General features: G+C 36.2%; 20 protein-coding genes. 16 read left to right on the forward strand and 4 right to left on the reverse strand.

The window, feature by feature from the left end:
* The first annotated feature begins 30 nt into the window (after window positions 1–30).
* Window positions 31–330 (forward strand): hypothetical protein, encoded by a 300-nt coding sequence (locus DYR29_RS03320; RefSeq protein WP_047422835.1) that lies wholly within the window; start codon window positions 31–33, stop codon window positions 328–330.
* 122 nt (window positions 331–452) lie between these two features.
* Here the strand turns inward: DYR29_RS03320 and DYR29_RS03325 are convergent, their stop codons facing one another.
* Window positions 453–1,070 carry a Crp/Fnr family transcriptional regulator gene (locus tag DYR29_RS03325; protein WP_249413601.1) on the reverse strand — a complete coding sequence of 206 codons (618 nt, stop codon included), beginning with the start codon at window positions 1,068–1,070 and terminating at the stop codon, window positions 453–455.
* 195 nt (window positions 1,071–1,265) lie between these two features.
* Between DYR29_RS03325 and DYR29_RS03330 the strand changes: the two genes are divergently transcribed.
* Genes DYR29_RS03330 through DYR29_RS03355 form a run of 6 tightly spaced genes read left to right on the forward strand, consistent with a single transcriptional unit; the run spans window position 1,266 to window position 8,537 of the window.
* Entirely contained in the window at window positions 1,266–2,738 is a 1,473-nt protein-coding gene (locus DYR29_RS03330; protein ID WP_213279280.1) for a hybrid sensor histidine kinase/response regulator, read from the forward strand.
* Between the two features lie 5 nt (window positions 2,739–2,743).
* Window positions 2,744–6,346, forward strand: coding sequence for a response regulator (locus DYR29_RS03335; RefSeq protein ID WP_213279281.1), 3,603 nt, complete (start codon window positions 2,744–2,746; stop codon window positions 6,344–6,346).
* 15 nt (window positions 6,347–6,361) lie between these two features.
* A complete protein-coding gene (locus DYR29_RS03340) occupies window positions 6,362–6,727 on the forward strand; it encodes a response regulator (RefSeq protein ID WP_213279282.1) in 366 nt (121 codons plus the stop codon).
* On the forward strand, window positions 6,728–7,558 hold the full coding sequence (locus DYR29_RS03345) for a CheR family methyltransferase (RefSeq protein ID WP_213279283.1): 831 nt from the start codon (window positions 6,728–6,730) through the stop codon (window positions 7,556–7,558).
* Between the two features lie 10 nt (window positions 7,559–7,568).
* Window positions 7,569–8,138 (forward strand): chemotaxis protein CheB, encoded by a 570-nt coding sequence (locus tag DYR29_RS03350; RefSeq protein WP_249413602.1) that lies wholly within the window; start codon window positions 7,569–7,571, stop codon window positions 8,136–8,138.
* A 27-nt stretch (window positions 8,139–8,165) separates the two neighbouring features.
* The gene (locus tag DYR29_RS03355) at window positions 8,166–8,537 is read left to right on the forward strand and encodes a response regulator (RefSeq protein WP_047422842.1); all 372 of its coding nucleotides are present in this window, start codon (window positions 8,166–8,168) and stop codon (window positions 8,535–8,537) included.
* A gap of 50 nt (window positions 8,538–8,587) precedes the next feature.
* On the opposite strand, the gene DYR29_RS03360 is transcribed toward DYR29_RS03355, so the two are convergent.
* A complete protein-coding gene (locus tag DYR29_RS03360) occupies window positions 8,588–8,872 on the reverse strand; it encodes a hypothetical protein (protein WP_213279285.1) in 285 nt (94 codons plus the stop codon).
* A 262-nt stretch (window positions 8,873–9,134) separates the two neighbouring features.
* On the opposite strand from DYR29_RS03360, the gene DYR29_RS03365 reads away from it, so the two are divergent.
* A complete protein-coding gene (locus DYR29_RS03365; protein WP_213279286.1) occupies window positions 9,135–9,809 on the forward strand; it encodes a MarR family winged helix-turn-helix transcriptional regulator in 675 nt (224 codons plus the stop codon).
* 95 nt (window positions 9,810–9,904) lie between these two features.
* Here DYR29_RS03365 and DYR29_RS03370 read toward each other — a convergent pair whose 3' ends face one another.
* Window positions 9,905–10,693 (reverse strand): AraC family transcriptional regulator, encoded by a 789-nt coding sequence (locus DYR29_RS03370; RefSeq protein WP_213279287.1) that lies wholly within the window; start codon window positions 10,691–10,693, stop codon window positions 9,905–9,907.
* 90 nt (window positions 10,694–10,783) lie between these two features.
* Between DYR29_RS03370 and DYR29_RS03375 the strand changes: the two genes are divergently transcribed.
* The 8 genes from DYR29_RS03375 to DYR29_RS03410 all read left to right on the forward strand — a co-directional run bounded on the left by DYR29_RS03375 (window position 10,784) and on the right by DYR29_RS03410 (window position 18,005).
* Window positions 10,784–11,035, forward strand: coding sequence for a hypothetical protein (locus tag DYR29_RS03375; RefSeq protein WP_213279288.1), 252 nt, complete (start codon window positions 10,784–10,786; stop codon window positions 11,033–11,035).
* Window positions 11,032–12,363 carry a TolC family protein gene (locus DYR29_RS03380; RefSeq protein ID WP_213279289.1) on the forward strand — a complete coding sequence of 444 codons (1,332 nt, stop codon included), beginning with the start codon at window positions 11,032–11,034 and terminating at the stop codon, window positions 12,361–12,363. The genes DYR29_RS03375 and DYR29_RS03380 overlap by 4 nt, the downstream gene beginning before the upstream one ends.
* A gap of 11 nt (window positions 12,364–12,374) precedes the next feature.
* Window positions 12,375–13,421, forward strand: a complete 1,047-nt coding sequence (locus tag DYR29_RS03385) for an HlyD family secretion protein (protein WP_213279290.1) — start codon at window positions 12,375–12,377, stop codon at window positions 13,419–13,421.
* 2 nt (window positions 13,422–13,423) lie between these two features.
* Window positions 13,424–15,013, forward strand: coding sequence for an MFS transporter (locus tag DYR29_RS03390; protein ID WP_249413603.1), 1,590 nt, complete (start codon window positions 13,424–13,426; stop codon window positions 15,011–15,013).
* A gap of 671 nt (window positions 15,014–15,684) precedes the next feature.
* A complete protein-coding gene (locus tag DYR29_RS03395) occupies window positions 15,685–15,870 on the forward strand; it encodes a hypothetical protein (RefSeq protein WP_213279291.1) in 186 nt (61 codons plus the stop codon).
* A gap of 82 nt (window positions 15,871–15,952) precedes the next feature.
* Window positions 15,953–16,846, forward strand: a complete 894-nt coding sequence (locus DYR29_RS03400; protein WP_213279292.1) for a cation diffusion facilitator family transporter — start codon at window positions 15,953–15,955, stop codon at window positions 16,844–16,846.
* Window positions 16,847–17,000: 154 nt separating this feature from the next.
* Complete coding sequence (locus DYR29_RS03405) at window positions 17,001–17,588, forward strand: TetR/AcrR family transcriptional regulator (protein WP_213279293.1); 588 nt, start codon at window positions 17,001–17,003, stop codon at window positions 17,586–17,588.
* 57 nt (window positions 17,589–17,645) lie between these two features.
* A complete protein-coding gene (locus tag DYR29_RS03410; RefSeq protein ID WP_213279294.1) occupies window positions 17,646–18,005 on the forward strand; it encodes a VOC family protein in 360 nt (119 codons plus the stop codon).
* Window positions 18,006–18,155: 150 nt separating this feature from the next.
* On the opposite strand, the gene DYR29_RS03415 is transcribed toward DYR29_RS03410, so the two are convergent.
* Window positions 18,156–18,830 carry a hypothetical protein gene (locus DYR29_RS03415; RefSeq protein ID WP_213279295.1) on the reverse strand — a complete coding sequence of 225 codons (675 nt, stop codon included), beginning with the start codon at window positions 18,828–18,830 and terminating at the stop codon, window positions 18,156–18,158.
* Between the last annotated feature and the right edge of the window lie 37 nt (window positions 18,831–18,867).

Raw genomic sequence — 18,867 nt, forward strand, 5'->3', positions numbered from 1 at the left:
TTTATATACCAAATACCTAAATATTATATTATGAATAATTCAGATTACAACAAAGCGGAAAATGCAGTAGACCAAACAGAGAACTCTTTAAAAAATGCAGCTGATAATGCCAAGTGGAAGATCAGTGAGTTAGCAGATAAGGCTAAAGATTATATCAATGAAAAAAGAGATAATGATCAGGAGGCAACTCAGGAAGATTGGTTGGATAGAGTAAAATCCAACGTTTCCGATGCATGGGAAGACATTAAGGATAAAGCTGATGAAGCATGGGAAAAAACTAAAGATGCCGCTGAAGATGTGAAGGCAGAATGGAGAAAAAAAACAAATTAAAGTTAGTTTAAAAGCTGGCCGGAATTAAAAATTCCGGCCAGCTTTTTTGTTTTTATAGTTTATTTGTACTCTATTTTTTGAAAAAATAGGATAGGTTTATGAAATGAAATCCTACTTGCATTCTAATATAAAATCCTGCGGCCTTCAAGTTTTATCATTTCATTCTTTACCATTTTTTTTACCGTTCTGATGACCGTTTCAACTCTCAGTCCTGTAAGATCAGCAATTTGCTGGCGGGTAAGTTCTATAGGAAAACAGTGTTGGCAGTCTCCGTCATGATAGCTTTTCAGATAATCCATTACCCCTTTCAGCCTTTGAATAGGATCTGCTAATGCCAGATTCCGGAGCATTAAGTTGTTATAATACAGTCTTTGTGATAAACACATATTCATTTCCAGGGAAAGTTCCGGATTACTTTTAAGCATTTCCATGAAATTATCTTTGGGCATCTTGATGATTTCTGTGGTCTGTAAACTTATCGCATTGGTAGGGTAAAGCTTTTCAATAAAAAGAAGAGGGTCCCCAAAACTTTGATTTTTGCCCAGTATGTTATGAATAAATTCTTTTCCGTTTTCAGTAAAGGTGTTTAGTTTTACTTTTCCACTGATAATCTGAAAATAATACTGTGAATGATCACCTTCTTTGAAAATAAACTCGTGAGCCTTATAGATGGCATTTTCGCCTCCGAATGAGTGAAGGATTTTCTCATCGATGTTCATGCAGCTTATTGTTTTTTTCATAATTATGATTTTTCTGAAAATTATAGAGATTTTTTAAGACTATAAATAATTTCAATCCTTATGCCATTGATGTTTTTCTTGAAAAATGTGGTATGAATTCCTTATGCATAAACCTTTAAAAATTACTGTTTTTTCAAATATTGTGAGTATTTTTGAGGCTAAAGTATCCGTAACTAATTATTGATTTTAACTTCTATGATTTTAATTGTTGATGACAACCAAAGCAATCTTTATTCACTTCAAAAATTGCTTGAATCTAAAGATTTCCAGGTTGAAACGGCCGGCTCCGGCGAAGAGGCTCTTGGTAAAGCATTGAAAAATGACTATGCCTTAATTATTTTAGATGTTCAGATGCCTGATATGGATGGCTTTGAAGTTGCAGAAACGCTTGCAGACTACAGTAAAACCAAAGATGTTCCTATTATATTCTTATCCGCTGTTAATACCGATAAAAAATTCATCACTCAAGGTTACGCTTCTGGGGGTAAAGACTACGTAACGAAGCCTGTAGATCCTGAAATCCTTCTGCTTAAAGTAAAAACTTTCTATAATCTCCAGGAGCAGAATATTGCAATGAAAAAGACACAGCAGAATCTGGAACTGGAAGTGAAAGGAAGAAGGGAATCCCAGGTAACAATGAAATCCCAGATTGATCATTTTCATCTCATGCTGGAATCTCTTCCACAGATTGCATTTACCCTAAATGAAGAAGGAATTGTTGATTTCGTTAACGGTAAATGGTATCAGTATTCTGACAATGAGCAGGATTTCCCTGAAACACATCCCGATGATCATAATATAATCGAAGAACTGGAGAGGTGCAGGAAAAAAGGAAAAGCCCTGGAACTAGAGATCAGAATTAAAAATATTATTTCAGGTCATTACCGGTATCATTTGCTTAGAGTAACCCCTGTATATGATGAACACCGTATTAAAAACTGGGTGGGAACATTTACAGATATCGATGATCAGAAAAAAGTGGAAAAAGAAAAAGATGAATTCTTAAGTATTGCAAGCCATGAATTAAAAACTCCTTTAACCAGCATTAAAGCCTATGTTCAGCTACTGGAAAGAAAACTGAAATTAGATAAAGAAAGTCCCGAAGCAGGATTTGTTACAAAAGTTCAGACGCAGATTGAAAAGCTGAATACGCTGATCACCGATCTTCTGGATGTATCAAAAATTGAAAACGGGAAACTGAAAATCAATAAAAAGCCGGTTAATCTGGAAAATGTGATCAGTAATGCGATTGAAACCATATTACAGACTCATGAGCAACAGGTAAAAATAGAGCGCCACGGAACAAAACCTGATATTTTAATTCCTTTGGATGAGATCCGTATCGAGCAGGTACTGATTAATTTTCTCACCAATGCTGTCAAATATTCACCTCATAATAATCAGGTGATCGTTACCACTTTTGTAGACCATGAAGCTCAGGAAGTGAGAGTCAATGTAACTGATTTCGGGATTGGAATTCCTGATTTTAAGCAGGATGCGGTATTCAAGAAATTCTATCGTGTGGAAGAATCTTCACTGCAGTTCCAGGGGATGGGAATCGGACTGTTTATATGCTCTGAAATCATCAAACAACACCACGGAACTGTTGGTGTTTCCAGTATCGTAGATGAAGGTTCTACATTTTATTTTACCCTACCATTAAATTAATTTTCATGCCGAAAAAAATTATACGAAATCTCCAGTTTGGAATAGGTCTTTCGCTTCTGATATTGATAGCGAGTTCAGTAGCCTCTTACTGGAGTATTCAAAATCAAATGAGTCACCGTGAGAGCCTTTCCAAAAGCAGGCGTTCTGTAACGGCTGTTAAGGATGTTCTGGTAGCATTACTTGATGCCGAAACAGGTAACAGAGGCTATCAGCTGACCGGAAGAGAAGATTTTCTCGAACCTTATAAGCGCGGATTAAGAGAATATTCCAAAGCTTTGGTGCTTGCAGAATCATTAGGGGTGCAGGATAAAAACCAACAGGAAAGACTTGCCGGATTAAAAGTAGCAGTCGGCCAGGTGATGGATAACCTTAAAAACCTGGTGGAAAACAGGCGGAAGGGCGTTGTGATGACCCAACAGCAAATCGTTACCGGCAAAGCTTATATGGACGAATGCCGTAAAATTGTAAAAGATTTTATTCAGTATGAAGAAAGTCAGGTTGAAATCAAAAACAAGGATTTAACACGCTCATCAGAAACAACAGTTCTTTTTATTGTTTTTTCTGCATTGGCTGCGGTAGTAGTTACTACATTTTTCTATTTTAAAATGCGTGCCGACCTGATCAGGAGGGATGAACTGGAGAAAATGCTCAGAGATAAAGATCAGGAAATGACACGCCGTGTCAGCGCCATTCAAAAAATAGCAAACAGAGTAGCCAATGGTGATTACAGTGAGAAAGCCGTGGATAACTCGGAGGATGACCTTGGAGATCTTGTAGAATCCCTGAACCACATGACCGAATCTCTGAAAACATCTTTTGATAAAATTAATAAAAGCGATTGGCGTCAGAAAGGACTTGCTTTACTGAATGAATCCCTTGTCGGAAATAAATCAGTAAAAGAAGTATCTAATAAAGCTTTAAGCCAGCTGATTGAATACGGAAACTGCATCAACGGTTCATTGTATCTTTTTGACGAAGGCATTTTAAAACTTAACAATGCATTCGGGCTGGAAGCGAATATGAAAAAAACGTTTGAGCAAGGGGAAGGAATGGTAGGGCAGGCTTTTAAGAATGCTAAAACGCAGGTATACAATAATCTTCATGAAGATGATTTTGTAGTAACTTTTGCCAGCAGTACCATTAAGATCTATGGAATCATTCTGATACCTGTTTTTGCAGACGGTCATGTGATAGGAGTTATAGAATTAGGGTCTACCTCTAATTTTGAGGAAGACAGAATCAGCTATTTTGAAGAATGCAGCGTGAATATAGGAATAGCCCTGAATGCAGCAAAAGGAAGAGAGAAAGAACAGCAGCTGCTGGAAGAAACTCAGGCGCAGTCTGAAGAACTGCAGGTACAGCACTCAGAACTTGAGAATCTCAATACCGAACTGGAAGCACAAACGCAAAAGCTTCAGGCTTCAGAAGAAGAATTGAAGGTGCAGCAGGAAGAACTGATGCAGGCCAATGCAGAATTGGAAGAACGCTCACGATTACTGGAAGAAAAAAATCATTTGATTGCTGAACGTAACAATGAGATTCAGAAGAAAGTGGAAGAGCTGGCACTCAGTACCAAATATAAGTCTGAATTTCTTGCCAACATGTCTCATGAATTGAGAACGCCTCTTAATTCAATCCTTCTATTATCAAGATTAATGACAGAAAATCCTGATGAGAATCTTAATGAAGATCAGATAGAATCTGCAAGAGTTATTCAAAGCTCAGGAACAAGTTTACTAACGTTAATAGATGAAATTCTTGACCTGGCAAAAATAGAATCAGGAAAAATGACCCTGGAATACCAGGAAGTTATTGTTGAAGATATCATAAAAGATCTGAAAAGTCTTTTCAGTCCTGTATTTCAGGAGAAAACACTTCCTTTCAACATTGAGATTGATTCAGAAGTGCAGCCCGTTATTGAAAGTGACAGACTCCGTATTGATCAGGTACTAAGAAACCTGCTGTCCAATGCTTTGAAATTTACCACAAAAGGAAGCATTGATTTACATGTTAAAAAACACTCTGAAAAACCTGATTTTATTATATTTTCAGTGAAAGATACCGGTATCGGAATAGCAGAAGACAAACAGAAAATTATCTTTGAAGCATTCCAGCAGGCTGATGGATCTACAAAAAGAAAATTTGGAGGTACCGGGCTGGGTCTTTCTATAAGCCGTGAAATTGCGAGACTTTTAGGAGGCGAGCTGACTTTGAAAAGCGAAGTGAATAAAGGCAGTGAATTCAGTTTTACTATTCCTGTACATCCTGTAGCTGAGATTGTTCAGTCTGAAACCGATCCGGATCTGGTAGAAATTATTCGGGAAGATGTTGAGGAAATTCAGAATATCCTTGATGAAGGCGAAAGTAAACATATAAACACTTTAGAAATTCCTGAAGATGTGGCAGACGACCGGGATAATATTCAGGAGGGTGATAAAATTATTTTGATTATTGAAGATGATACCAATTTTGCAAAAGCTTTATTGAAATATGCCCATTTACAAAACTATAAAGGTATTGTAGTGGTAAGAGGAGATTATGCTCTGTCAGCTGCCCGGCAGTATCATCCCCATGCTATTTTACTGGATGTTCAGCTTCCCGTAAAGGATGGGTGGGAAGTGATGGATGAACTGAAGTCTGATACCACTGTAAAAAATATTCCGGTACATATGATGTCTGCCCTGCATGTGAAAAAAGAAAGCCTTATGAAAGGAGCGGTAGACTTTATCAATAAACCTGTTGCTCTGGATAAAATGACCGATGTATTCAGGAAAATTGAAGAAGCATTACAAAAAGGGCCTCAAAAAGTTTTAATTGTTGAAGAAAACGCCAAACATGCCAGCGCATTGTCTTATTTCCTGAGTAATTTTAATATTTCATTATCAGTAGAACATAATGTAGAGGATAGTGTAAAAGCGCTCACTTCAGATCTTGTTGACTGCGTTATTCTGGATATTGGAAGCACAAAAGGAAATGATTACCACGTCATAGAATCAATCAAAAGTTATGAAGGGCTGGAAAATCTGCCGATCATTATTTTTACTGAACATCATTTGTCTAAAGAAGAAGAGCTGAAAATAAAACAGTATGCAGATTCTATTGTTGTGAAAACAGCACATTCCTATCAGAGAATTTTAGACGAGGTAGGTTTATTCTTACATTTGGTGGAAGAAAAAAACAGTTCGGCTGAAACTACCACAAGCAGAATGCTCGGCTCTTTAACAGAAGTTCTGAGTGGTAAAAAAGTACTCATTACTGACGATGATGTCCGAAATATTTTTTCCTTAACCAAGGCACTGGAAAAATATAAAGTTGAAGTCATTGTAGCAATGGATGGAAAGCACGCTTTGGAACAAATTAGCCACCATCCTGACATAGACGTTATTTTGATGGATATGATGATGCCGGAAATGGATGGCTACGAAACAATAAAGCAGATAAGAAAAATGCCGGCCTATAAAAGATTGCCTATTATAGCGGTAACTGCCAAATCTATGATTGGAGAACGTGAAAAATGTATAACAGCAGGAGCTTCGGATTATATCTCAAAACCGGTAGATATTGATCAGTTATTATCACTCCTTCGTGTTTGGTTGTATGAAAGTTAAACAGATAAAATTCTGATGAATAAGAAAGTCTTAATTGTGGATGATGATCCACGCAATATATTTGCATTAAAACTAACCCTTAAAGCCCGTGGGTATGCAGTTGAATCCTGTACAATGGCTCAGGAAGCTTTAGAAATTCTGAAGTCAAACCCTAAGTTTTCTGTTGTTCTTATGGACATGATGATGCCTGGGATAGACGGGTATGAAGCTGTAAGAATGATAAGAGATATTCAGGAAATCAAGCACGTTCCGGTTATTGCTGTCACCGCGCAGGCTATGCCTGAAGACCGCCAGAAATGTCTGGAAGCAGGAGCTGATGATTACGTCTCAAAACCAATTGACGTGGATCTTTTAATAACAGCAATAGAAAAACTATCATAGATGCTGGAACCAAGTATCATAAAAGATGAAGAAATAGAATATCTCATCAGAGATGTTTATGATAGGTATGGCTATGACTTTTCCGGTTATAGCAGAGCTTCATTTAAAAGAAGAGTGAACCGTATATGTCTTTTAGACAGGTTTACCAGCTTTGCAGAGCTCAGATATAAAGTTATGAATGATACTGAGTACTTAAAACGTTTTGTAGAAGAAGTTACAGTAAATGTTACGGAAATGTTCAGGGATCCTTCTTTTTTCAAAACACTGCGGGATCATATACTGCCTCAGTTAGGTACCTATCCGCTGATCAGGATATGGATTGCAGGATGTTCAACCGGAGAAGAAGCATATTCTATAGCCATTCTGCTGAAAGAAGCCGGTCTTTACAGTAAATCTCTGATTTATGGGACCGATTTGAACCCCGCCGTTCTTGAAACAGCCAGAGCCGGTATTTTCCCTTTGCAGCAGATGAAACTGTACTCGGAGAACTATATGCTTTCTGGTGGGTTAAAAGACTTTTCGGATTATTATACTGCTAATTATGATAGTGTAAGATTTGATAAAAGCTTACAGGAAAAATTGATTTTATCAACACATAACCTTGTTTCAGACAGCTCTTTTAATAGTTTTCAGCTGATTGTGTGCAGGAATGTATTGATTTATTTTGACAGAGAGCTTCAGGAAAGGGTGTTCAGGCTTTTTGATGATAGCCTGGAGAATTTAGGTTTTCTCGCATTGGGAGCGAAAGAAACCCTTCGTTTTTCTGCTATTGACAAAAATTATCATCAGGTTGAAGATCAGAAAATCTGGAAAAAAATTGATCACCATTAATAATTACGGAATGAAATCACCAACCAATACAGAATTAATTGTTATCGGAGGATCGGCAGGAAGTTTACAGGTTATTATAGAAATGATCAAAAACCTCGGTAATACCATCCCTGCTCCCATTGTACTTGTGATGCACCGCAAAGCTCAATCCGGAGATATTCTGCGGACTTTACTGCAGCAGTTTACGGAAATACCGGTCATAGAGGTTGAAGATAAAACTGCAGTTGACGATAACACCATATATATTGTTCCTGCAGATTATCATTTGCTGTTTGAGAATACTCAATGGATGTCATTGGACAGCTCGGAAAAAATGAATTATTCCCGGCCGTCTATAGATGTTACTTTCCGGTCTGCAGCAGAAATTTATGGAGACAATCTGATAGGTATCCTTTTATCGGGAGCCAATGCTGATGGGGTAGAAGGATTAAGCTATATTAAGAGGAATAATGGGCAGGTCTGGATTCAGGATCCGGAAACAGCAGAGGTGGAATTTATGCCCAAACATGCCATAGAAGAAATTGAATATGATTTAATTATCACCCCCGCGGATTTAGCGGATTATATAAAACAATTATAATATTTAAGAATAGATAATCTACATAATATGAGTAAAAAGAAAATTTTAATTTTTGATGATGAAGCGGCTATTTTAGAAGTCATTACCATCATATTTGAAGAAAACGGATATGATGTTAAAATCTCAGAGACTTCACACGATATCCTTGAGAAAGTGGCAGACTATCAGCCGGATGTTATCCTGATGGATAACTGGATTCCTAAAATAGGAGGGGTAGAAGCTACAAAACTTCTCAAAAGCACCGAAGAATTTAAACATATTCCGGTCATTTACGTTACAGCTAATAATGATATTGTTGCTTTGGCATCGGAAGCAAAAGCGGATGATTATGTTTCAAAACCTTTTAATCTCGATGATCTGGAAGCAATGGTAGCAAAACATCTAAAAGAACAGGTATAAATCTGATTTATATTAAAATAAAGATCTCTCAAAACCTTTGAGGGATCTTTTTATTTTTCCAATGCTCTAATGATTTGTCCTTTTGTTAAAGGACGGGTATTAATATCATGTATGAGATAAGCCAATAAAAGATAAAGGTCGGGATTTCCCATGATAACCTCTGAAAATGTTTTAACCAGGATTAATTTTCTGGACACAATGTTTTGTGCAGCAATATATTCATTGCTTACATCGATGTCAATATTCAATTCTTTTTTTATAGTTAAACTGAAGTATTTATCAATAAAATTTTTATCTCTTACCAAATCTATTGGTTCAGTTTCTATATGATCCATACGCTTATTTTACTCCTGTTTATTTTCCAACAATTATTATACCGTATTGCATAGGAATATCACAGAACGGATGATCGAAAAACTTTGATTACCAGATGTTCAGATTATCGTCTGTTTTCATTCCAGGCTAGAAAAAGACAAAAAAAAAGAACGTTATACAGCTCATGCATGGCCGACAATTCACCACCGGATCAATTCTATTTACTGTAATCTTGCTTATATATGCGGTTGATTTAGTATATTTGTAAACTATTTAACAGAGATGAATTACACGCTTATTAAAGATTATATTGACCTGCTGGAAGAGTTTGAAACTGAAGTCAGCACCAGTCCGGAATCGTATCCGGTAACTATTCAGGGCTTTAAAGCATGGATTTCTGATAAAGAAAATATTGAAGAAAATCATACTGAAGAACCTTACTGGGAAGGAAAGGAGAATGGAAGAACACCGGAGAGTGCGATCAGTACATTACTTGTACATCTTAACCGGTATGCAAAAACCTACTCAAAGTCTGCCATCTCAGATTCTGAATTTTCGACTCAGGAAGACTTTATTTATCTGATTAATCTTAAGGCTTTTGGTGAGATGACAAAAATGGCTCTTATCAAAAAAAATATTCATGATAAGCCGGTAGGTATGCTGATTATTGCCAGGCTTTTACGACAAGGACTTGTTGAACAGACAGACTCTGATTTAGACAAACGCAGTAAATTAATCCGTATCACCGGAAGAGGATTGCAGACCCTGGAAAATCAAATGGAAAAAATCCGTCAGGCAACCAATATCGTTGCAGGAAATCTCAATTATTACGAGAAAATGGAACTTATACGTATTCTTAATAAACTGGACCGTTTTCATTATCCTATTTTTTCACGAAATATCAATCCTGATGAGCTTATCAATACAGTGTATGATGAGTATACATTTAAATCATAGGTTAAACGAGCTATACAAATATTTCTATATCTTTCAATGGCAAAATAATGAATGGGGTTAATGCTGTTGTATTAGTCAAATCATCTATTAAATTTTTATATCCTGGACATAGCCTTAAACTCGGTAGGTCTCATATTGGTTAGTTGGTGAAAATTATTGCTGAAAGCTGCAATATTGGAATAGCCGACTTCATAAGTAATTTCAGTCATATTCAGGTCGGTATCTTTAATTAATTCCATAGCCCTGATAATCCTAAGCATTTTTATATACTGAATAAAAGTGATATGAAGTTTTGTTTGAAACAGCCTCGTCAGACTTCTTACACTCATTCCTGATTGTTTTGCTGTATTTTCTAAAGTAAGCTTTTCATTTAACTGGCTTCTGAGATGATCTGTAACAGCATTAAGCCGATGATCATCGGTTGTAGGAAGCTGAATGGAAAACTTTTTGAGATTTTCTTTCGATATAAGGATCTTCAGTGTGATAAGAAATTGAAATTCCCAGGAACCTTTATAATAGTCTCCCTGCCATTTTTCGCTGAAAGTAAGCATTTCCGATAATAGCTTGCTCACCGGATAAATTCCCAGTTCACTATAAAATCCGTCAGACTTTTCTTCCGGAAAGTAGATGTTAATAATATACAGATCCTGAGTATTAAACATCAGATTATGGGGATATTTTCCAGGTATCCAGATGTAATGGCTTGACGGAATATAAAAATCCTTCTCAGCGGTCTTTAGATAAGCAATTCCCCCAAAAACCAATAACAGCTGTGCCTTATCATGCTGATGGGGAGGCATTTGCTGTTCAGTTTGCTGTCGTACCACCAGAATAGAATCCGGGTTTTGGTCTACACTGTCTAAAAGCTGCTTAAGAATTTCCATATGGCCAAATATAACAAATCTTAGGCTAATTATATTAAAAGATAGTTTTTGCTCCTGAATAATTTTGCTACAGTAAATAATAACAGAATTATGATGAAACATACAATAGCAAACCCAGATCAGGAACCCCAAATTGAAACAAATAATAAAGCTTTCGATCATATTGGCTTTCATTCGGCTTATTATCCTATCGAACCAATTAATTTCAATCGATTTGCTTATTCCTATCCTTTTGTACCTATGTTCGATTTGACTTTAATTTTTGATGAATTAGGAAAAATGATAGCAGATTTTTTTACAAAAAGAAAAAATAGAAACACCCACAAAAATAAACTTTCATGAAATCTTATAAATTAATTTCAATATTGGGAATAGTCGTCTTTCTGCCCATATCATATCTCCATGCCCAGGGTACAGCAGATTCTAAGATGAGTCTGGAAGAAATGTGGAAAGCTGCCGAAGTGAATAACCGTCAACTGAAACTATCTGATTTACATCTACAGCAAAGTAAACTAGAAGTACTTCAAGCCAAAGACAATCTCTTGCCGGAACTTTCGCTGGATGGAGATGTGAAGCTCAATTCCAGATTTCTTCTTTATAACGAAGGCTTATTCTCCTCTCCACAGAATGTACCGGTTAAAAGTTATGGTTATGGAGCAGGATATAGTTTAAATTTTAATCTCTTTAATGGTGGAAAAGAAAGGATAAATATCAGAATGAAGCGGGAAGGAGAGGTACACAGGCAATATGAAGTTCAGCTGGAAAAGCATGGTGTGAAATATAATATTGCAGTTGAGTATTTTGATCTGTACAAATTTATGTATTTCCGTGATTTTCTCTATGCAGAAATTGCTGCAGAAAATAAGCAATTATCACTTATCGAGAGCTTGTACCAAAACGGAGTTGTACTAAAAAGCGATGTGCTCCGAACCTCTGTAAAATTATCCCAGCTGGAACTTAATCTGTCCGATATAGAAAAGAAAATAGATATCAGAAAACAACGGCTGAATATGTTGATGGGCCGGGATCAGACTCAGCAACTGGAAATCGATTATAAAAGAAATCAAGAGATGGAAAGCCTTCACGGCGGCGATTATACCGGTTATCTGGATATAGCGCTCAACCAGTCACCTGAGCTTAAGCTGATGGAGAGTGATATTAAATGGAGTGAATTGAATATCAGCCAGGTCAAAGCAGCACGTTTGCCTAAAGTGTCATTGTATTCAACTTATAATTATACCTATCCCCAGATCTCATTTTATCCTTACTCAAATGATGTATGGGGATTCGGGCAAACCGGAATTAAAATACAGTTTTCCATAGATAATTTATACAAAAGCAAACATTCCATTGCCCTGGCCCGGATTATCAGCGGCGAGGCTAAAGAAAAAGCTGATAGTAAAAAAGAGGAAGTTTCCCTGCAGATAAAAGAAGCTTACCTCCAGCACGAACAAGCTTTGGAAAGCGTAAATACCGCAGAGAAAAATATCTTAAAAACTACAGAAACTCTACGGGTTATCAGAAACAGCTATCTCAACCAGGAATCCCTGCTAACCGATCTTCTGGAAGCAGAAAATGCCTTGCTGGAAGCAAAATTTAATTTAACAACTGCACAAACAAACGTAAAACTTAGCCATATCCGGATACTGGCAATCGCAGGAATTCTTTAAAACCAATAATTATGAACAAAAATAAAACAGATCAATTGATTGTAAACGTAACTAAGTGGTTGGGAGCCGTATTATTAACAGGTATCCTCATATGGGGAATCTTATATTTCATAAGGCAATATCACTTCGAAGAAACCAATGATGCACAGATAGATGCCTATTTATCTCCCATCAATGCAAAAGTAGGTGGCTATATCAGCAAGATTTATTATAAAGACAATCAACAGGTACAAAAAGGTGATACACTTGTCGTTATTGAGCTTGATGAATATGGTTTAAAAAGAGATGTTGCTTCAGCGGAACTGGCCGGTTCATATGCTAAACTGCCTATTTTGGCGGCCAATGAAGAAACACAAATAAAAAGTATTGAGGTTATAAAAGCTCAACTGGCAGGAGCAGATGCAAAGCTGAAGCAGCAAAAAAGAGAATTTGAACGTTACAAAAATCTTCTGGCTGACGAGTCAGTCACACCTCAAAAATTTGATAATATCAGCACTGCTTTGTCTGTCACACAATCTGATTACGCACAGACAATGGCCACTCTGAGGGTTGCCAAATCAAAACTCAATGATCTTCATGCACAGCGAAATGCAGCAGAAGCCGAAATAAAAATAAAAAAAGCCATGGTGAAACGTCAGGAACTCGACATTAAATATACTATCATTACTGCGCCTTTTGACGGGCAGATCGGCAAAAAGACCATTCAGGAAGGACAATTGATACAACCGGGCCAGACGCTGGCATTTTTGGTTAATAGATCAGAAGAAAAGTGGGTGATTGCCAATTTTAAGGAAACACAGGTTGGCAGCTTCAAAACAGGGCAGGCTGTAACGGTAGAAGTAGATGCTTTTCCGGATGAAAAATTCATTGGAGTTATTGAATCACTTGCTCCAACAACGGGGTCCCGATATTCATTATTGCCACCAGATAATGCCACCGGTAATTTTGTGAAAATCATACAGCGCATTCCTGTACGCATCAGGCTGAGAGATACACCTGAAAAACTGATGAAACTTTCTGCAGGAATGAATGCCAATGTTTATGTTTTAAAAGGTTAATTATGCAGGCACATAAAATTCCGGTTTTTAAAACTTGGGTTCCCGAATGGCTGGCAAGATCCGTAATATTTGCCATTCTGATGACCTGCCTCTTTAGTTTTGCTTACTATAGCAGTCCTGCTTCAGCAATGGGTTTTTATGGTGTACAGGTTACCGATGTTCAGTATGGCATGGTAGTTATTTATGGCTCAACTGTAGCCTTTTTAGCGCTGGATTTTCGTATTGTAAAATATTTTGCTCCGCGAAAATACTTGTTTACAGCATTTTCAGCCAATATTATATGTTCTCTGATCTGTTTTTACACCAAAGACTGGACATTGTTTGTGATCTGTCAGTTTATGCAGGGAATTACCTGTGCGTTGATCTCCGGGATCGTCTTACAGCTTATTTTTCCAAGATTACAGTCCACACGTGCCCGGATAATCGCATACAGCCTTCTATATGGAAGTATACAGATCGCTGTCCCGTTCTATTCTATCTATTCCAGTATTGTGCTTTATTTTTATAATTTTAACTGGCTTTTTTACGGTCTCATTATAATACTTATTTTACTAGTGTTGATTGTGTTGGCAACAATGAATGGTAAGGCCAGATTTACTAAAAAAATACCTCTATATCAGGTAGACTGGGCTGGTTATTTGTTTTATGTCTCTTTTATTTTGATTCTGGGATATATCCTTGTATATGGACGGCAATTAGGCTGGTGCGATAATTCGTTAATAGTTTTGCTTAGTCTAGGCAACGTAACCATTCTTGTACTTTTTGTTGCCAGAGAATTGAAGCTTAAACGTCCATTGATTAATTTGCAAATTTTCAGGACTAAGAATTTTGTAATCGGGTTGCTGTTACTTTTTCTGTTTTATATTTTCAAAGGAAGTACAGGACTTGCTTATGGTTATCTTGAAGCTGTTTTAGGTAATGACCCGCTTAGTACTATACCAATTTGGATAACCGTCATTACGGGAACTACATTAGGCATGTTTGTTACCTCCCGATTGATACTTATGGGGTTTAATCTGATTAGGATTATTATTACAGGATTTGGTTTTATGGCCTTGTACTATGTATATATGCTGATTTTTATCTCAGTTCAGGGGAATACAACAGATTTCATTCTGCCTATGTTTATTTACGGTACAGCTACAGGTATTTTATTTGTTCCTATTGTTTCATTTACTATATCCGCTGCACCACCAAAAATTGCAAGTAATGCATCACTTATAGGAATATTGGCAAGGTTCATCGGTTTTACCGCCAGTCTGGCTGTTAATAATGAACTTCAACTATTTGCTAAATCGGCTGTCAGGGAAAAAGCAAGGGAAACATTGACCGAAACCAATATCCAATTGCCTGTTACATTAATGGATATTCAAAACCACTACATGAATGCAGGTAATGATATGTATACTGCAAAAGCTGCTTCAGTCGCCCAGTTCAATATATTAATCCGGCAACAAATTTTGGCGCGTGCTACCAGGGATTATTATGACTGGATGCTGGTAGGAGTGATGTGTGTTATTATGATGCTTCTTTTACTTCCACAGATTCAGCAAGTATTGCTTAGGCTAAGAAAAGGAAATATACCTTATTAGAATATGATCAATTTATGTAAAATTACATATTCTTAGGTTCAATATTGTGAAAATATAAATCCTGCAAATTCAATTTTTGCAGGATTTATCGATCTTTTAGTGTATTTTGAAGATTTCATAATGATACTGAGCTTAGGTATTTTATCAGTGAAAAATATTCAATGATATCAGTAAAATTTGAAGACGATCCTCTCTATAAGAACAGATTCAGACAATATTTCGGGAAATAAATGAGTATTGCTCACCACCTACTTTTGGGATACCATTGAGTGATTATATGAAAAATAAATGAGGATTAATTATTGATAACTTGGTACATTGTTATTGTGGCATTACCGACTCTATAATGAGGAAGGGCTAATTTATTTATAACACTCATAGAAATATTTTCTTAATCAGTCAAAGAATATTTTTATCCAAACGGCTTAATTTTTGCAATTTTTTTAACCGCTGGGATATTAATCATATGATGGTAGTTAACAAATTAAAAAGATAGGAAAGGGAAGTATATTTATCTCTAAAGTTCGGAGTATAGTTTTTTTTACCTCATGTTACAGTTTACATGAATACCTGAAAACTGTTTTGAGGCTGTATTGATAATCTAAAAAAAATATCAGCTTAACTGATAAAATTATAGAATACTATTATTTAACATAAAAAAAAATACTGTTATGAACGTTAAACGCACATTTGGAACAATACTGACTATTTTAGGAATCGCAGGTTTGATTTATACAGGATATGAATTGATTAATAAAAGCTCGGCTTATACAACATTAGGTGTCATCGGGGTTCTCGGACTGATATTCTTTTTTTCGGGGATAGGTCTTGTCAAAAATACCAAAGACGAAGCATAATTATTTTGTTTTAAAGAAGATGAGAAGCAGCAGGTTTAATTTCGTCGATTTTTTTTAGACCTTTTAACCAACATAGTTACTAATGACCGGCAATAAAAAATCAATTTACAGTGCTCTTGCTGCTAACCTGTTAATCGCATTAACAAAGTTTATAGCAGGTTCAGTTACGAACAGTTCTTCCATGATTTCCGAGGGAATCCATTCAACAGTTGATACTGCTAACCAACTGCTGCTTTTATATGGATTGAAAAGGAGCAAGAAGTATGCTGATCAGTCTCATCCATTTGGATATGGCAAAGAACTGTATTTCTGGTCTTTTGTTGTATCAATCTTAATATTCGGACTAGGGGGTGCTTTATCAATCTATCAGGGAATTGCGCATATTATTGAACCTGAACTTATGAAAGATCCATTCTGGAACTATATTGTACTCTTCCTTTCTCTTATTTTCGAGGGTACTTCTCTGTTTATCGCCATCAGAGAATTTAATAAAATCCGTAATGGACTTGGCTGGTGGGACGCAATTGTAAAAAGTAAAGATCCTTCCAGTTTTCTTGTGGTTTTTGAAGACGGCGCAGCAGTTGCAGGGTTGATTATCGTAATGATTTTGATGTGGGTAAGCCATTCACTACAAATTCCAGAATTGGATGGATTGGCATCGGTGATCGTAGGATTGATACTGGTTTTTGTTTCGTTTATACTGGCGAGAGAAAGCAGAAGTCTATTGATGGGAGAAGGCATAGCTCCCGATATGAGAGAAAAAATTGCTCAGCTGGCAGAAAGAGACGGGACTGTGGTGAAAACAAAAAATATTCTATCAACTTATCAGTCGCCAGAGGAAGTTGTATTGATGCTCATTATAGATTTTGAAGAACACCTCGATACTGAAGAAATCACTGAGGCAATACGCCGTATCCGTGCGGATATAAAAAATGAATTTAAATTTGTTCACTTTGTGATTATACAGCCAGAATAGATGTTTAAATAGGTAAGTTAGCATATAGATTCGATTGTTTAATTATTGCATGAAGTAAGCTTCTTCTGTTTGCTGGTTAAAGAATCCCAGCTGTACATATTAGAAAAAGTGTTAATTGTTTTTAATCGAATAATTATTCGATTATATTTGCAGAGTGAGATTAAAAGATGACAAAAAGGAATTGATCATTCGGCAGGAAGCCATAAAGATGATCGTCGAAAATGGCTTTGATGGGTTTAGTATGCAGAAACTGGCAAAAAAGGCTGCAATTTCTCCATCTACTATTTATGTTTACTTTAAAAGCCGTGAAGATCTGGTAAATCAGCTCTATATTGATGTGCATAACAGATTTGAAAAGGAAGCATTAATAGGGTTTGATGCTCATCTGAAATTTGAAGAAGGATTGTGGCTTCAATGGAAAAACCGACTTGAAAATATTTTACGAAATCCCTTGGAATACCGTTTCCATGAACAATTTAGGAATTCTCCACTAATCAATATGAATGGAATGCAGCAAACTGTTTTCAGGAAAATAATGAATGATTTTGTTCAAAATGGAGTTATGCGTAAAGAGATACCGGATTTACCAATTGAAGTGTTTTGGACTGTCGCTTATGGCCCTTTTTATACACTCATCAAATTCCATCTTGATAAAGCTTCAATGTCTGGTAAACCATTTTCATTGACTGTCCAAAATTTACGTCAAACTTTCGAGCTGGTTGCAAAAGCATTACTGCTATAAAAATTTTAAATCTTAATCGAATGAATGTTCGATAATATAAAGCCTTAAATTGATACTATGACAATTAATCATTTAAATCTCGTCGTTACCGATGTAAACAAATCGGTTCTTTTTTTTGAGAAATATTTTGAGTTCACTTGTGAGCTTATAAAAGGAGAGCACATCATTGCGATATTAACCAATAAAGAAAGTTTTACGCTCGTTCTAATGAACAGTAAAAATGGAGATACCATATATCCAAAAGATTTTCATATAGGTTTTATGTTAGATGATCTAAAAACGGTTGATGATCTGCATCAAAAACTGATTAAAGGTGGTATAGCAATAAGCCAGTCTCCTAGAAAAATCAGGAACAGTTATGCTTTCTACTTCTGGTTCGAAAATATATTTATTGAAGTAGGACATTACCTTTCTTAGATTTGCAGGATTCAAGAAGAATTTACGCATTCGAGAGCTAAATCCATGATTAATGAATAGTCATCATTAACAAGCAAAGGTAATGTAAGCAGTGTACCTTCGGGTTTTGTATAGCGGTAAATATTTGTATAGAGTATTTATGCTCCTTTTTTATTTTGAGGGGTTAATTTTCAGATTCCGAAAATAACCATCTGTTCCTACATCGACAAATAAGCCGACAGCACCCTCTACATCCGGGCCGTGTTTAAGATCGTTCACAATAAGGGAAGGGTATTTGTTCTTATTTAAAAATAGTTTTGCCTGGCCGCCTTGGATTTCAATTTTCATCTTGATCCATTCATTCAAACCCATATCGGTATACGACTCGTACTTCTCGGGAGTTTCTTTTCTTAGACGTTCATATTTGTACTCCGGAAAAGAAAAATATTGAATGGAGTGATTGCGTCTCACCTGATCTTCGGCTCTGCCATTCGCAGGGCGTATATATATGGATTCAAATTTGGAATTCATGTCATCGATTCTGAATGCCAGCCCAATAAACCCACGGTCGGTTGAAGCAGCCGTAGAAAGCAGCCGACTTAGAACTTCTACCTCTATACTACAATTTTTGAATTTCGTATTATTTATCTTAACAAATGTAGGTTCGTCCGCATGTTTCACCGTACTGTCTTTTATGACCCTGACAACTTTTTCACCTTTTAGGTCGACAATTTTCATGTAAACTTTATGAGGTAAAAGATTGCTTTCGTCCAAAATTATCTTTTGGCTGTATGCGTGTTCTGAGACTAATAGAAAAAGAAATAAGATTATTCTTAATTTTTTCATACTTCTTATTATAAAAAGTTATGACTCTTGATTAAAA

This window comes from Chryseobacterium indologenes, assembly GCF_018362995.1.
GTDB lineage: Bacteria > Bacteroidota > Bacteroidia > Flavobacteriales > Weeksellaceae > Chryseobacterium > Chryseobacterium indologenes_G.